Genomic DNA, 15,639 nt, shown 5'->3' on the forward strand with positions numbered 1-15,639 from the left:
TTACTGCATTCAGGCACAGACCTGTTGTGTGGTGTCTGACAATAAAAAAGGTGAGGCTAAGGCACCGCCTTGGCCAAAGCGATAACCTAATGCGTGGAAGATTTTTATCTGCTCGGCGGACTGTAGCCCATCGACAAAGGTTTGTAAGTCTAGGGTCGAAGCCGCTTTCTGGTAAGCCGACATCAGCTTAATGTGTTGCTCATCCTGCAATTGTTTGGTTATGTTGGCATCGAGCTTTAAACCCTTGATGGGTAAGAATAACAAACTATTTAATGAGCTGTGGCCACTGCCGTAGTGGCTGATCCCCAAGTTCACGTCCAGCTTTTTCAACAACTCAAAGCCATTAATGTGATTCTCTGTTTCCAGCACTAAGGCCTTTTCATTAAAAAACAGCCATAGCTGTGGCAGCGCAAGCTTAGTCTGCTTTAGGGCGTTTTTGAGTCCACGCAGCGCGTGCTTATGCTTTAGATGTTGGCTCGACAGCATAAGGTGTAATTCGACTTTATCGCCTTGGCTGGCAAGAAGTTGATGATAACTCTTATCCAGCAAGCTAATCGTATACTTATCCAGTTCGACCATCAGGTTTGCTTGTTCGGCTAACTGGCTGAGGATCTCCTGTGGAATTGTGCCCCACTGTGGATGTTCCCATGTCAAACGGCATTCTAATGCTTGGGTTTGCTGCGTCTGTAAATCGACAATCGGCCAAAACTGCAGTTGTAACTCACCGGTTTGCAATGCCTGTTTAAAATCATTCTCGAAGGCAATGTCCTGCATCTTTTGCTGAGAGGCGCTATCGTCGAAGATGACATAACAGCCTTTGCCATTCGCCTTGGCTTGGTACATGGCAGTGTCGGCATTGCGCAGCATAGACTCACTGGTATCTAGCTTATTGCCGCTGATGGTGATGCCAATACTGGCGCCCGAGTGAAACTCGATTGCCCCTAAAGTATAGGAGAGTGAGATTTTTTGAATGACCCGCTCGGCAACATCACGGGCATCGTTAATACCATTAATGCTATCGAGCAGGATAACAAATTCATCGCCGCCGAGTCTGGCTAAGGTATCGTTACTGCGAATACAGGCGCGTAGGCGGGTAGCGGTTTCAATTAAGAACCTATCCCCCTCTAAATGCCCCATAGTGTCGTTGATTTGCTTAAAGCGATCGAGGTCGATAAAGAGCAGGGCAAACTGCTCTAGGCTATGGCGCCGCACGTGCTTTATGGCTTGGTTGAGTCGCTCCATAAACATGGCGCGATTTGGCAGCCCTGTGAGCGCATCGTGCTTGGCATCATGCACTAGCTTGGCTTCCATATTGCGGCGTTGGCGGATTTCTTTTTCAAGATCCTTATTCAACTCGGCAAGAGCCGTGGTGCGGGCCGCGACTTTTTCTTCTAATTCTTCATAGCTGCGGCGCAAAGATTCTGCCGTTAGCTTTTTCTCGATGGCCGCGCCGATATGCTGGGACACAAAAGTCAGCAATTCCAAATCTTTAGTTTGGTAGTTTTGGGTCATGCTGAAGCTGTAGATGGTCAAGGCGCCACGGACTTCGTCATGGATAAACAGTGGAATACCTATCCATTGGTGCATTGTTTGGGTGTGGTTTAGTGCGGGGGCTTTAGCGTAAAGTTCGCCAGAGCTGATTAAGTCATTGATATCATTTTGGTCGAGTAATAATGGGCGCTTATGTTTAAGCACGTACTCGGTCAACCCATCCTGCAAGGGCCTTGAACCTGGATGTTGATTACCTAATTGCGACACGTAAAACGGGAAGGTTAAGTGAGTGCCTTCTTCATTCAGCAGGGCGATATAACAGTTATTGGCAGGAATAAGATGGCGAATCACATTATGCAACTGGGCATAGAAGTCAGGGTTATCTGAGCCTGAGCTTGCAAGCTCAGCAATCTCAAATAACGACTTTTGCAACCGCTCGGCTCTGCGGCGCTCGTATACTTCTTGCTTGAGTTTATCGTAGGCTTGGCTGAGTTCCTTGGTGCGTTGCTGAATGGCTTGTTCTAGTTGTTCTTGGTGTTTAAGCCTTTCCATCACGCCGGCAATGTGATGGCAAATAAAGGTCATTAACTCGACCTCGATATCGCCGTAACTCACATTGGTATCATAGGTTTGCACTACGAGTACCGCGGTCACTATGCCTTCATGTTTAATGGGAACGCCTAGCCACAGGTGACATGGTGAGCCGAGATTGACTATCTCGCCCGCTTGAACCAGTTCGTCAACTTTAGCCTCATCGCACAATACGGTTTCGCCGGTGCGAAAGACATAGCCCGTTAAGCCCTGTTGTAGCAGTGTGGATAGCGATTGCTCGGGATAGAGTTGAGCAGGGTGGGCGTCTTTTTCATCGGCGAAGAAGGGAACCGAAATGTCCCCGCTATTCACATCTAGAGTGGCAATAAAAAAATTATCGGCAGAGATCAGTTGCTTTAGGTGGTGATGCACACCTAGATAGAATTCTTCGAGGGAAGGAACCTGAGTCGCAATATGGGATAATTCGAGTAACGCATTTTGAACGACTTCGGCACGCTTATACTTATGCGCCAAATATTTGAGGCGATTAAGTCTCTTTTTTAAGCGTTCAACCTCATGAGCTCGAGGCGGGGTAGTTCCATCTTCATCCCTAAACATGATACTCACTAATCAGTTCTGCGTTAATTGTTTACCAAACGTTATAATTAACATGAAATACCGTAACATCCAAGGCATATTTACGATGGTGTTTCGTTGAAAAAGCATGCGAATGTATCAAAACTTGAGCAGTCAGTAAAAAAAGTGCAAAACAGCTATAGACTCAAGGGCTATTTGTCCATACTATATGCGGCGCTAACCAAGGCGAGCGCCCATAGCTCAGCTGGATAGAGCGCACCCCTCCGGAGGGTGAGGCCGAAGGTTCGAATCCTTTTGGGCGCACCATCTCTCCGAATGAGTTGTGAGCTTGAGGTTAGCAGTAAAGTGAAATTCAGTGGTGATTGTAGCTCAGTTGGTAGAGTCCCGGATTGTGATTCCGGTTGTCGTGGGTTCGAGCCCCATCAGTCACCCCATTTCATTTAACATCTCGGTGATTAGCGCAGTCCGGTAGCGCATCTGGTTTGGGACCAGAGGGTCAGAGGTTCGAATCCTCTATCACCGACCACATTCTTCGCATAACTAGCGCGTTTGATTTTTCAGGCAAATAGTTAACAGTTACGGTGATTAGCGCAGTCCGGTAGCGCATCTGGTTTGGGACCAGAGGGTCAGAGGTTCGAATCCTCTATCACCGACCAATTACATTGAAGCCTCAGAATTCCTTAGGAATCACTGGGGCTTTTTTGTATCTGTCTCTCGGCTGTATGCCTCTGTTCAAGCCTTGCGAGCAGTCGTAATTGCACGACATAGTTGTGGCGTCCCAAACCAAGCGATTCTCCCCGCTCAAATAATTAAGGCTCCCGTAGGAGCCTTAATGCAAAGATATTCGACTTAGTCGATATTCTCTGGTGGAACGATAAAGCCTTGATAGGCGTCAGTTTTAAGCTCATTAAAGCGTTCTAACTGCGCTTTCTCTTGGATACCTGTCACTATCACCTGAATATCCAATCCTCTGGCGACATTGATAATGGCGCGGCAGAGCTCGCTATTATGTGAGGCCTCGTCATAGTAGGAGAAGGATTGGTCGAGCTTGACGTAACTTGGTCTTAGCTCTTGAAGGTACGACATTGAGCCAAATTGGCGACCAAAGTGGTCGATACCAAATTTAGCGCCATTATCACGAATAATATTGCATAAGAGCACACAGGACTCTAAATCGCTGTAGACACCTGCTTCGGGGATTTCAAAGCAGATGCGCTCGACCTGTGGCATGCTGCGCAGGAAGTGATTGAGCCAGTCATGGAACTGGGTATCACTAATACTCTGATGTGTCAGGTTGATTGCCAGTGGCTCATAGTTACGCTCAAGTAGTTTTTGCTCATACACTGTCTCAATCAGGCACTTGTCGAGCAGAGAGCCGAGTGATAGCAGTTCAATATAGGGCATAAACTGGCCAGCGTGGGCCACCTTATCACCCAACTCAAGTTGACAGTAAAGCTCGCGCTGGGCGACACCATCGCCATTACAAAATTGGATAGGCTGCCAACGGAACTTAAACTTCTTATTGCTGATGGCATGACTTAAGTTGTCGCGCCACTGTTCACGGGTAAACAGCTGTTGCTCTGTTGTTTCGAACCAATGGAAGGATTTATGTTCCTTCAGGGCTTTTTGCAACGCGTTATCCGCCTGCGCCAGAATATCTGACACCTTCATCTGACCGATGCGTTCAGCGACACCGATGGCAAAGTTCTCATTAGGCTTACAGCCAGCTTTAGAGATTTCTTGGTTGATGGTGCGGATCAGGGTTTGCAGGTACTTACTGATTTGATCGTGCTCGACATCGGTAACGAGGAAAGCAAATTCAAACGCGGCAATACGCGCTACCACGGATGGGGTGATCTCATTGAGTTGTTGAACCAGTTTTTCGGCTAATAGGCGAATGGTTTCATCCCGAACCTGATAGCCATATTTGCTATGCACTTCTTCGAGCCAGTCGAGCTTAGCTAAGAATAGGGCGCCACTGCTCGGTTCACTTAACCAACCATTGAGGCGACTGACCACATATTGGCGGTTAGGCAGTCCTGAAGCAGGATCGGTGAGGTTCTTCTTGCGTAAAGAACCGACTTCTTCATCGAGTGATTGGAACAATTGCTTGAGCTGGGCTGACATGCTGTTGAATGCGGTAACCAAGTCCTTGAGTTCAGTGGTCTTAGGCAGCGGCATATCGGGGCCAAACTGGCGGGCGGCAATCTTTTTGGCATGGTCTGATAAGGCATGCAGTGGTTTTAAGATCCAGGTTAAGCCTAATCTCGCAGTAAAAATGGCGACTAAAAAGAGCAATGAGAAGGCGATAATGGTATTAGACATGATTCGCCATAATTCATGGTAACCAAAACCTGGGTGCGCAGTAATTTCTAGCTGAGCGAGCTGTAACCATCCTGAGGTGATAGTGCTTTCTTTTTTGATGGTTTTAAACAGGTTGAGATTGATGAACCATTGAGGCACGTCTTCAATTTTGAGAGGGTTGTTCCATTCTTGTTGTTTGCCATCAACCATCCAGGTCAGCTTAATGTTCTTGTAATAGCCGCCCTCAAAAATCACATTGACTAAGGTTTCGGCTGCGGCGGTATCGCCTGCTTGCAGTGCTGGAGTAAGCATGAGTCCAAGCGAGGTACTGGTATTGTTTAGATCCGATTCCATTTGCTTGGTCAAAAAGCTTTGTGTCTCAGTAAATTGCACATAGCCAAGGCTTGCAACAACCAGCAAGAAGAGGCTAAAAAGCAGCGAATATATCTGTCTAAACAGTGTCATCTTTGGTGCTACTCCAGTTTTAATTTGGGCTGCCTGAGTCGGTCAACCCCTAACCTATGGTTAAGGTCATTCCATTTTTCGAGTCGTGTCGACGAGCCTGCTAACACACCTCGTCCCTGTTCTTTATTTAGCCATAACTGTTTACCGTTAAAGCTGTAAACAGGGATGAGATCTTTACGCTGAGTCGCAGGTTTAATGACATGGTCGAGGTTATCGAGAACTAAAGGGACTGACGAAGGGGTGTCATAGTAAGCCAACACCATATGATACTGATTCACGCTCGTGGCCTTAACCATAGTGATCCGCATCTTATCTTCGGGCACGCCTAATTGGAGTAGCGTGAAATATTTGGCAATGGAAAAGTCCTCACAGTCGCCACCATTTACGCCAATAAACTCCATTGGAGTCGCCCAGTAGTTTGATTCTCCCCATAACTTGATGTCATCGACGAAGCGGAATAAGTTAAAAAAGTTGTTCACTTTTAAAAGTTTATCTTTTTCGTCGAGCGTGCTGGCTTCAGCCACCACTTTAAACCAAGCTCTTGCACGCATACCCGCGCGCTCACCATAACGCTTCTCCAGCGTTGAGGTAATTTTGGCTTCATCCAGCTTTTGGGTCGGGCTGGCATATAAACAGCCGACCGCAAGCGTAGAGGCGATTAGGCTTAAGCGACAGGCGCGCAAAAACGAATTGTAATCCCTTAGCCTGCCGTTCATAGCCTATTCTGTTAGCCTTTATTTAGTGGGTTCATCGACAGAGTAAATCGTCCATTTCATATCTGTCGTCGTATCATCACCGGTCACTTCCGCTACTACGCGGCGGTTACGGGTTTCAGCTTCTGGTGTGCGTTCCAATACCAGTGGGCGACTTGGACCGTAGCCTACGGCCGTGAGTCGAGATCTGTCGATACTGAAACGGTCTGCTAGCACAGCTGTTACGGCATCAGCACGTTCTTGAGAAAGTACGGCGTTTCTTTCATCTGTCCCAGTGCGGCTAGTGTGACCTTCGATGGTCACTTTAGTCGTGGGATATTGACGTAAAAACATCGCAATTTCTTCAATCTGTGGATAGTACTCTGGTGCAATATAAGCAGAGTCGTTTGGAAATAATACATTGATTTCCTTACGCTCATTAATTGCTTTTACTTGACCGCAGCCATAATTATCAATGCTTGCACCTTTGGCGGTGTCGTTGCAACGCTCACGAGCTTCAATCACACCATCACCATCCTTGTCGGACAGATCATAGGCCTGAGTCGTGGTCATTTCTTCAATATTAACGGTATCCCGCATGGAACAACCAGCTAAAAGCGCCACGCTCATAAATAGGATTAGGGTTTTCATTGGTTAGCTCCTCCCTCGTAGTTGCGCTCACCACGCCATGCTTCTGGGCGAGTGACTTTTAAGGAGTCAAGTAAACGTCCAGTAGAGTTGAGTACACGATATTTAGCAATGATTTCATCGTATTCGGCTTGTAAGTAATCCTTACGTGCTTCAAACAGCTCGTTTTCGGTATCGAGTAAGTCGAGTAAGCTGCGTTGACCCAAGTTAAACTGTTGGGCATAGGCAGATTGGGTGTCTTTTGCTGCCATCACATGGTCGCGGATATATTGCTTCTGTGGGGCCAGCATTTCATAGGCGTTCCACGCCAAGTTCACGCCTTCAACCACTTCACGCTGCGCGCGTTGACGGATTTCTTTGGCTTCACCTAACTTGTAGGCCGTTTCTTTTTCGCGGGCGAGGTCTTTACCGCCTGAGAACAGGTTGTATCTTACTCTTACCATAGCAACCAGATCGTTGTTGTAGCCGCCAACGTTTTGGCTGGCTAACGCGCTAACGCCGTCTTCACCGCCCACATCGTTGTTCCAGTTACCATTTAACTCTAACGAGACTTGTGGATAATAACTGGCTTGCACCGACGAACGTTCGTTCTCGGCGGCACGAATATCATTGGCTGCGGATTTTAAAATCGGGTGGTTTTCCTGCGCGTCGGCAAGACCCGAGTTAAGATCTTTCGGCAGTAAGTCAGCATCCGGTACAGGTTGGATCAAATCAACAGGATCAGCCGCAATCACACGAATAAATTGTGCTTTGGCATCGAGCAGATTATTACGTGCAGAAATCACGTTCGCATTAGCACGTGCAAGACGGCCGGTAATTTGCGAGAGATCCGCAGTCGAACCTAAACCAGAATCGGTACGTTGTTTGATTTGCTCATAAATATCTTTGTGGCTGTTGAGGTTTTTCTCAGCCAATTTGAGCACTTCATCGGTGCGCAGATAGTTGAGGTAGACCTTACTGACATCAAGTGCCATGTCTTCTGCTGCGGCAAGAAGCGCCCACTGGTCTGCACTGGCTTCAAAGCTATAACGATCAACTTCACTGCTGGTATAAAAGCCATCAAATAGCATTTGCTTTAAGCTCACACCAAACTCACCACGGTTGAGTTCAGCAACTCCATCGCTATCAACATCACCCACGTTTGGACGTCGACGGGTCGATATACTGTCTGTTTGTTCATAGCCATAGCCACCAGTAATGTCAACGGTTGGCATATAGCCCGCAATCGCTTGATTCACTTGCTCTTCTCTGGCTTTGAAGCGGTTAAACGCAACGCGCAAGTCAGGGTTTGTATCGAGTGTATGTGCTACCGCTTGTTCGAGCGTTTGGCTGTGAGCCGATAACGGTAACAGGATAACTGATAATACAATCGCTAGTTTTGAACATTGAAATTGTTGTCTAACTGAAGTATTCATTGCAAACCTCCCGGTTTATAACAGGCTTAACGCTCTCTGAGCGCGGTATCCTTAGCCCTTAAAATTGGATTTAAAATGTACTCAAGAATGGATCTTTGTCCGGTGATAACGTCAACGGTCGTTAACATTCCCGGAATAATTGGCATCTGTGTGCCATCGTCTTTTACTAAACTGGATTCTTCTGTTCTTACCTTTATAAGGTAGAAGCTATTTCCTTCATCGTCCTGTGAAGTATCGGCACTAATATGCTCGACTGTACCTTTTAGACCACCGTAGCGCGTAAAATCATAGGCCGTGACTTTGACGACCGCGGGCAATCCTGTGTGCAGAAACGCAATATCCTTTGGTAAGATCTTTGTTTCAATCAGCAGTTGGTCCTCTGAGGGAACGATTTCCACGATATCGACACCAGGCTGAACAACACCTCCTAAGGTATTGATATGCACAGACTTGATGGTACCGTTAACGGGAGAAGTAATAATCGCTTTACTTACCTTGTCCTGTGCACCTACTTGGGCCTCGTTCATGCGTGACAAGCGTGTTTGGGTTTCGTTAAGCTGCGCACGGAGATCGGCGGCATAAACGAATACGGCTTCACGGCGCTTAAGAATCGCTTCGTCTAATGCGGCCTTCAGCTTAGGTCTGAGTAATCGTAAGGAGTTAAGCTCACCTTGGGCATCGTTAACGGCACGCTCAAGCTTGAGTAATTCGACTTCGGGCACGATGCCTTTTTTGGCGAGTGGCCGAGTGAGCTCGAGTTCCCTCGAAATCAACTGCATACTGGTCGTTAAGGTGGTGGTTTTTGAGGCGAGATCATCAATTTCCTGCTGTCTTTGCTGGATTTGACGTACCAGAATTTCCAACTGGTTACTCAAGTTGTCTAAGCGGCCGTTGTATTCTTCCTGCTGTCTTTTCACTAGTGCAGGTTCAGCCTCGATTAGGCTTTCAGGAAAGACTAGGGCTTTCTTGGTGACTTTAACTTGTTCACGCCAGTCTGAGGTCATGTCTGAAATCAATATGCTGTCTAGCTCAGCCCGCATACGGATAGCATTGGTTTTTAAACCAAAAACCTCTTGTTCTTGTTGAGCAAAGTCGGAGCGAAAACGTGTGTCATCTATGCGAACCAAAGGTTGGCCTTTAGTGACGACATCGCCTTCTCGCACATACAGCTCCTGCATGATCCCGCCATCGAGACTCTGGATCACTTGCACTTGCGAAGAGGGAATGACCTTACCCGAACCTGTGGTGACTTTATCCAACTTGGCAAAGCCTGCCCATAATAGGAAACAGACAACCATTGCAGCCAAGGCCCAAATAATGAGTCTGTGCCCGCTGGGGGCATCAGTCATCATGGCGCCATAAACATCATCCACCATATCCAAATCGTTTGCGGTTAGATTTTTACTCATTTTTTAGGGCCTCCAGTCACTAGGCCAAAATTGAGTTTTTCTAACACTTCGGCTTTAGGACCGTCGGCAACTACATGGCCACGTTCCAGCACAATAATTCGGTCAACCAGTTGTAATAAATGCATTTTGTGAGTGATCAACAGTAAAGTTCGGTCCTTACTGACATTTTGCATAGAGCGAATAAATTGCTGCTCGGCACGCGCATCCAAACTGGCTGTGGGTTCATCCATTAACAGTACTGGTGGATCGTTAAGTGTGGCACGGGCAAGGGCAACGGTTTGTCTTTGACCGCGGCTCAGTGACATGCCGCCTTCGCCCACCTGCTGATCCAGACCCTCTGCTTCTAAGTGAGTGAACTGGCTAACACCGGACAGTTGGACTGCACGGATCAGTTGATGCTCGGTCACTTGGCGAGTACCGAATAGAATGTTATCTCTGATAGTGCCATGGAAAAGGGTGACGTCCTGCGGCAGATAGCCAAAGTTACGGCGCAGATCGCTAGGATGAATTTGCGCCGAGTCGACGCCATCGTAACGCAGGCTTCCGGTTGTGGGTTGAAATAGGCCAACCAAGAGTTTGGCTAGGGTGCTCTTGCCCGAACCATTGCGGCCAATAATAGCGATGCGTTCACCTGGATTGATGGTGAGCGTCATAGGGTAGAGCACAGGTTTTTCTGAACCTGGGTAGCTAAAGCCTACGTGATCGGCGTTGATTTTACCCATCAAACGTTGTTTGCTGACTAGGTGGCCCTTGTTCTCGAATTCGTCTTCTTGCACCATTAGTTCGTTGAGCTGGCGCAGTGCGCTGGCGGTATGGTTCGCGCGGGTCATCAAACCGGCTAGCTGTGCCATCGGTGCTATGGCTCGGCTCGATAACATTACAGCGGCAATAATCCCCCCCATGGAAATGGCATTATCGGCAACGCGGTATACCCCTAAAATCACTACGCATACAACTGTAAATTGCACAATGAAGTTAGCCATATTGGAGACTGAGTTGGAGAGTTTTTTCGATCTTAATTGCCAGTTAGCACTATGGCCGATCATTTGCTGCCAGCTGCGCTGAACAATCCCTTCCGCGCCGTTGGCCTTAATCGATTCCAGAGCAGAGAGGCTTTCGATCAGATGACCGTGTTTTAAGCTGGAGAATTTATTACCTTCTTCAATCGCAGCTTTTAGCTTAGGTTGGGTATAAAGCGTAAAGCCGATAATAATCAAACCACCCACCACGGGAATAACCGCTAAATCCCCCGCCACAATGTAGATAATGATGAGGAAGAAGAGTGCAAATGGTAAGTCGACCAAGGTTGTGATGGTCGCCGAGGTTAAAATTTCTCGAATATTATCAAACTCACCCAGTTGCTTGGCCATGCCGCCAATACTCGGTGCTCGCCGCTCAAGCGGGATACCAATCGCTTTCGCAAACAGTCGTGATGACACTATGATGTCGACTTTTTTACCTGCAACATCAATCAAATAACTTCGAAGTTGTCGCATGATTAAGTCAAATAGGTAAGCGATAGATGCACCTATGGCTAATACCCATAGGGACTCGAAGGCTAGGTTAGGCACAACCTTGTCATACACATTCATGATGAACAGCGGGGAGACTAACGCAAAGATGTTGACTAGCACCGAGGCGATTAACGCATCTCGATAAATGGGCGCGGAGTCTTTTAAGGTTTGTACTAACCAGTGGGTTTTATTGTCGTGTAAGTAAACGTCGAACCCCATATCGCCACGGTATTCCTGTTTTACGAGGAATAAATAGCCGACATATAAGGTTTCAAGTGACTCTATTGTGAGTACTTCTTCACCGCCGGTTTCAGGCAGTTGGATAACCGCTCTATCGGACTCGAGGTTGAGTTCACGTAGGATACAGGCTTTCTTGTCTTTTAAGAGCAAAATACATGGCAGCAGTATCGGGGATATTTCGTTTAACCCTTTGCGCGACAGTTTTGCTGCTAACCCAGCACGAGATGCCGCTTGCGGTACTAAATCGGGAGTTAATGCTGCCCCAGACAAGGGCAGACCTGCCGCAAGTGAATCACTCGAGCAAGGATTTCCAAAGTGTTCAGTGAGCAACACTAAACAATCAAGTAGAGGGTCGACTATTACCCGCTGTGAAGCGGAAATAGTCCACTGCTCAACTTTTTCTGAGGCTGTAACAGGCACCTACTTATCTATCCTTTGATTTTTATTTTATTATCAGAAGTATGGGTCATGATGGCCTATATTTCTATAGGCCATATGAACTGATTTTATTAAGGAGTGATATTGTTATGTAAGTCCGTCAGTGGTGCGACACCCTGTGGTGCTTCAAGTGTCACAGGTGGTGCCGCATCGATGATCAGAGGGCCGTTACCATTAGTACCCAGTAGTCCATTGATGACCCCTGCATTGTCGGTTGCACTATATTCGCTAAACAGATTTACCCCATCCAGTACGATATGTTGGTCGAATTCGCCATCCTTGTTTGCATCAATATCAATGACAGTTGAACCATTGTTATCTAAGCTAAACTGCAGATAGCTTTCTAGAGTATTAGCGGTTTCTCCTTGGAGTAGGTCGCTAAGATCCAGCTTATCTTGACTCACATTAAAGTCCATGATGTGGTCTGTTCCTTGGTCTGCATCTGCGTAACGCCATACAAAGGTGTCTGCGCCACTATCGCCACGTAGAACGTCATCACCGAGACCTCCAATCAAGGTATCGTTACCTTCGCCACCACGCAGACCATCAATACCTGCGCCACCTATGATTAAATCATTACCAGCACCACCATAGACCATCTGGGTGCCTTCACCACCATAAACAGTATCGTCACCCTCACCGAGATTAACTGTATCTGATTTAGGTTGAACCTCATTTAGCACGTTTCGTTTCAGGTGATCATCGTTATCCACAATGGTATTGTGAGACATAAATCTGCTATTAAGTACATCCTGCTGTGACAGTTGATTGCTCACATTGGGTAAAGCGCTACCAGTTTCCACTATATTATTGGCAGTCGAAATGCCCAGATCTACAAAGTCGTTGCTGGCGCCAGCTTTAACATGTAATGCGGTATCCAGACTAATTGTGTCGTTTATGGTCTGAGAGGCGACGGAGCCATGACCGCCAAGGGACACAGCGAATAATCCTTTTTCTCCTATCCATTCGTTTAGCTGGAATGAATCCACACCTTGACCACCAACATAAACTGTTTCATCTGGTTGCGGCGGTGCAATCGGTTGACCATTAACCGCATTTACACTGATATTAAGTTCTGCAGAGCTTAAATCACCATCACTATCCCTAATGGTATAGCTAAATTTATCCACTGCATTATCGGGTATGAGGCTGCCTACGGTGGTCACCTGATAGGTATATGTTCCGTCGCTATTGAGTGTAAGCGTACCGTAGGTCCCTTGTAGGACAAAGCTACCGTTGGACGCAGAGGCATTGCTACCATAGTGTGACAGTGCGTAGATTTCCATATTGCCATCGGCACCTTGGATATCATTGTGGAGCACATTGCCGTGAATTTCTGGTAGTTCGAAGCCATCACCAGGGATCAGTTTTACCACTAATGGGAAGCTGGTCGATCTGTTTTCAGCCGTTTGAATGCTGGTCACAACATTGCCGTTATTATCTAAGAATCCCATAACCTGCAGAGTGTAACGAGCACCATCATAAATAAATACCGCAGATGTATTGGCAACGGTGACGATGTCGGGTGGGTTGTAGCCGTTCCCCCCCGTTTCATTATGGTCAAACTCAAGCGTAACTTTGGCTGGAACACCATTAATCATTAAGGTGACTTCAAGTGTTGCCTTAGTTATTGCAGAAGCTCCATAGATAGGGTAATTAAGGTGTGTGAAAGTCCCTAAAATTATGTTTTGATTTAAACCAACATCTCCTACCTGAATATTGGTATTTTCATCAAAGTTATAGCCGGAGCGCTCTCCCGAACCCACATTACCCCAACGAATCCTGTCGTGGGCAGTATCATCATCATTACTGTCGGAGGTTGTTACATCGGAATAGCTTGATTCGGCTGTCCACTTTGTCCATGCTGCCGTAACTCCGCGCACTTCAAAGCTATCAATCGGTACATTTACCTGATTTGTATCGTTGACAGCGATGTGTTGACTATCAGCAACAGATACAGTTACATCGGCTTTAACTGTCTGGCCGCTAGAGTCGGTTGCGACAACCTTAATGCCACTCACTGATAGCGAATCATAATCTATATTATGTGGCAGCCTGCCAAGGAGTTCAGCTTCAACAACAACAGAACCTTCTTTACCTGCTTCAATTGCGTTCCAGTCAAGTGTCAGTTTTAGCAAATCACCTCTGTCAGGCATTGAACCAATTAAAACGCCATCCACGATTCTCCAGCTCATCGGTTGACGTATGCCCGCAACATGGATATTGCTTGTGTCAGTACTAAAGCTGACATTGTTAATATTTTTATCACCTGCCTTGAAGACTAGGGTGTCGGAGTCTGTATCCATTACATCGGTTAACGACTTGGTCTCAACTAAGCTGGCAAAAGCGACTGGCGTGATAACACTAGGGGAGCTAGGTGCATTCAGTGTAACGCTAAATAGATTGTTATTGTCAATGTCACCATCACTATCTACGATATTCGCATTAAAATTCAGGACAGTGCCAGTTGGGTCAACTTCCAGTGTTGAGGTCGTCAGACCGTGTAGGTTGAACTCCTGTCCATTAGGGGCGGTTGTTAAATCAATGCGTGATATAGACTCCCAACCTTGAGCTTCGATCAGTGCTGGCAAGGTGGCACTAGTGCCCACTAATGTAATGGTAGCTGGATCGCCATTTGCGTTAACGCCATGAAGTATTATGGTCACTTCGCCTGTATAGATGGCGCCACTATTATAGGTGAACACGAACGTTTCTACTGCGGATATCGGAGTACTAAAGGTTAATGTCAGTAATTCACCATTACCTATATCTTTCCCTGAACCCACACCGTAACCATTTGTCGATGAGTTGACTGTATCAGCCACACCGTTTGTTGTGGCGGTTAGGGTAAATGCTGTAGATGCAGGTGTCGTCTTGGTTATTGCACCGCTCTCATTGACATACAGGATGTAGTTATTGCCGCCGATATTGGTGGTGAAATTAACCCCCATTTCAGTTTCCGTTGTAATGGGCGAATGAATTACTAATTCATAAGTCCCACTATTAGGATTGAGCTCTAACGTAAACATCAGCTCTTGAGTGCCTGTACCAGCCCAACCAGTTTGGGGATTGCCGCTATCGGTGTAAGCGTACAAGGTATTAGGATCACTTTCTGAAACATAATAATAAATAGTTTCACTATCACCAGTGGTTTGATTTGACGCGGCAAACCAGGTGGCGGGTTCACCGGCAGTCCAACCTGTAATATTGACACTGAGGTCGGCAGTATAGCTGGTATCAGCCCCTTTGACGGGATCTGTAAAGTAACCAGTAATTACTTCATCACTAATATTGTCACCTTCAGAGTCGGCGATATCTGCAACGACAGAGTCATCGACGATGCGAATATCGAGTGTTGCGCTGTCTTTATCATGATCAATATCCTCAACTACTACCTCGAAGCTATCGGTAAATCCACTATCAGTTGCACCAGCGTCATCATCATTATCTACAGCTTGGTTTAAAATGTAGGTATAGCTGATTGTACCGCCAGTCGCATCACCACTGAAACCGGTTAATAGCAGCGTACCGTAGTCGGTATTGATAGTGACTGGCGTGCCAACGCTTAATGCTTGAAGGTCTCCTAAATCAAGGGTTTCCCCTCCAATAGTCACTGTCAATAGACCATCGTTACAGGTGAAGCTGAAATTGCCTGTTTGTGTGAGTGCTCCATTATTGGGAGAGGTGCCAGAATCAAGGTTGGCCTCGTAAACAGTTTTATCTGTTCCATCTAGCCCGATAATTTTTACTTCGTCGTTAACCGCATCGACCCCGATAGTGACGGTGGCGGTGTTGGAGGAGGCACTGCCGTCGGTGATGGTGTACGTGAAGCTATCGCCCGCGGTGCTGTTCGCATTTGGCAGATAGTCCGTGGTGCCATCAGCCTTAATGAATA

Annotated in this window: 8 protein-coding genes and 4 tRNA genes; 4 read left to right on the forward strand and 8 right to left on the reverse strand. The window is 46.8% G+C overall.

From position 1 onward, the window contains the following. Window positions 1-9: 9 nt before the first annotated feature. Entirely contained in the window at window positions 10-2,640 is a 2,631-nt protein-coding gene (locus CBX96_RS14455) for a diguanylate cyclase domain-containing protein (protein WP_109287163.1), read from the reverse strand. Window positions 2,641-2,848: 208 nt separating this feature from the next. Here CBX96_RS14455 and CBX96_RS14460 point away from each other — a divergent pair. The 4 genes from CBX96_RS14460 to CBX96_RS14475 all read left to right on the forward strand — a co-directional run bounded on the left by CBX96_RS14460 (window position 2,849) and on the right by CBX96_RS14475 (window position 3,275). After that, window positions 2,849-2,925, forward strand: a tRNA-Arg gene (locus tag CBX96_RS14460). Between the two features lie 52 nt (window positions 2,926-2,977). Further along, window positions 2,978-3,053, forward strand: a tRNA-His gene (locus CBX96_RS14465). A 15-nt stretch (window positions 3,054-3,068) separates the two neighbouring features. Further along, a tRNA-Pro gene (locus CBX96_RS14470) sits at window positions 3,069-3,145 on the forward strand. Window positions 3,146-3,198: 53 nt separating this feature from the next. Beyond that, window positions 3,199-3,275, forward strand: a tRNA-Pro gene (locus CBX96_RS14475). 193 nt (window positions 3,276-3,468) lie between these two features. Here CBX96_RS14475 and CBX96_RS14480 read toward each other — a convergent pair. The 7 genes from CBX96_RS14480 to CBX96_RS14510 form a co-directional block, all read right to left on the reverse strand. Continuing rightward, window positions 3,469-5,388 carry an EAL domain-containing protein gene (locus CBX96_RS14480; RefSeq protein WP_109287164.1) on the reverse strand — a complete coding sequence of 640 codons (1,920 nt, stop codon included), beginning with the start codon at window positions 5,386-5,388 and terminating at the stop codon, window positions 3,469-3,471. A gap of 8 nt (window positions 5,389-5,396) precedes the next feature. Continuing rightward, the gene (locus tag CBX96_RS14485) at window positions 5,397-6,104 is read right to left on the reverse strand and encodes a transglutaminase-like cysteine peptidase (protein ID WP_109287165.1); all 708 of its coding nucleotides are present in this window, start codon (window positions 6,102-6,104) and stop codon (window positions 5,397-5,399) included. Between the two features lie 18 nt (window positions 6,105-6,122). Beyond that, window positions 6,123-6,731, reverse strand: coding sequence for an OmpA family protein (locus CBX96_RS14490; RefSeq protein ID WP_109287166.1), 609 nt, complete (start codon window positions 6,729-6,731; stop codon window positions 6,123-6,125). After that, on the reverse strand, window positions 6,728-8,143 hold the full coding sequence (locus tag CBX96_RS14495) for a TolC family outer membrane protein (RefSeq protein ID WP_109287167.1): 1,416 nt from the start codon (window positions 8,141-8,143) through the stop codon (window positions 6,728-6,730). Before CBX96_RS14495 ends, CBX96_RS14490 begins: the two co-directional genes overlap by 4 nt. Before the next feature lie 26 nt (window positions 8,144-8,169). Then, window positions 8,170-9,552 (reverse strand): HlyD family type I secretion periplasmic adaptor subunit, encoded by a 1,383-nt coding sequence (locus CBX96_RS14500; RefSeq protein WP_086904749.1) that lies wholly within the window; start codon window positions 9,550-9,552, stop codon window positions 8,170-8,172. After that, a complete protein-coding gene (locus CBX96_RS14505; protein ID WP_109287168.1) occupies window positions 9,549-11,726 on the reverse strand; it encodes a type I secretion system permease/ATPase in 2,178 nt (725 codons plus the stop codon). Before CBX96_RS14505 ends, CBX96_RS14500 begins: the two co-directional genes overlap by 4 nt. A gap of 89 nt (window positions 11,727-11,815) precedes the next feature. Beyond that, window positions 11,816-15,639 (reverse strand): type I secretion C-terminal target domain-containing protein (locus CBX96_RS14510; protein WP_146194346.1); only part of this gene is annotated, 3,824 nt, incomplete at its 5' end.

This window comes from Shewanella sp. BC20 (assembly GCF_003129585.1).
In the GTDB taxonomy this organism is placed as follows: Bacteria; Pseudomonadota; Gammaproteobacteria; order Enterobacterales; family Shewanellaceae; genus Shewanella; species Shewanella seohaensis.

Excerpts from the sequence above, each read along its gene's own strand:
- CBX96_RS14455 (WP_109287163.1), bottom strand. The coding sequence starts at position 2,640 with ATGTTTAGGGATGAAGATGGAACTACCCCGCCTCGAGCTCATGAGGTT.
- CBX96_RS14480 (WP_109287164.1), bottom strand. The coding sequence starts at position 5,388 with ATGACACTGTTTAGACAGATATATTCGCTGCTTTTTAGCCTCTTCTTG.
- CBX96_RS14485 (WP_109287165.1), bottom strand. The coding sequence starts at position 6,104 with ATGAACGGCAGGCTAAGGGATTACAATTCGTTTTTGCGCGCCTGTCGC.
- CBX96_RS14490 (WP_109287166.1), bottom strand. The coding sequence starts at position 6,731 with ATGAAAACCCTAATCCTATTTATGAGCGTGGCGCTTTTAGCTGGTTGT.
- CBX96_RS14495 (WP_109287167.1), bottom strand. The coding sequence starts at position 8,143 with ATGAATACTTCAGTTAGACAACAATTTCAATGTTCAAAACTAGCGATT.
- CBX96_RS14500 (WP_086904749.1), bottom strand. The coding sequence starts at position 9,552 with ATGAGTAAAAATCTAACCGCAAACGATTTGGATATGGTGGATGATGTT.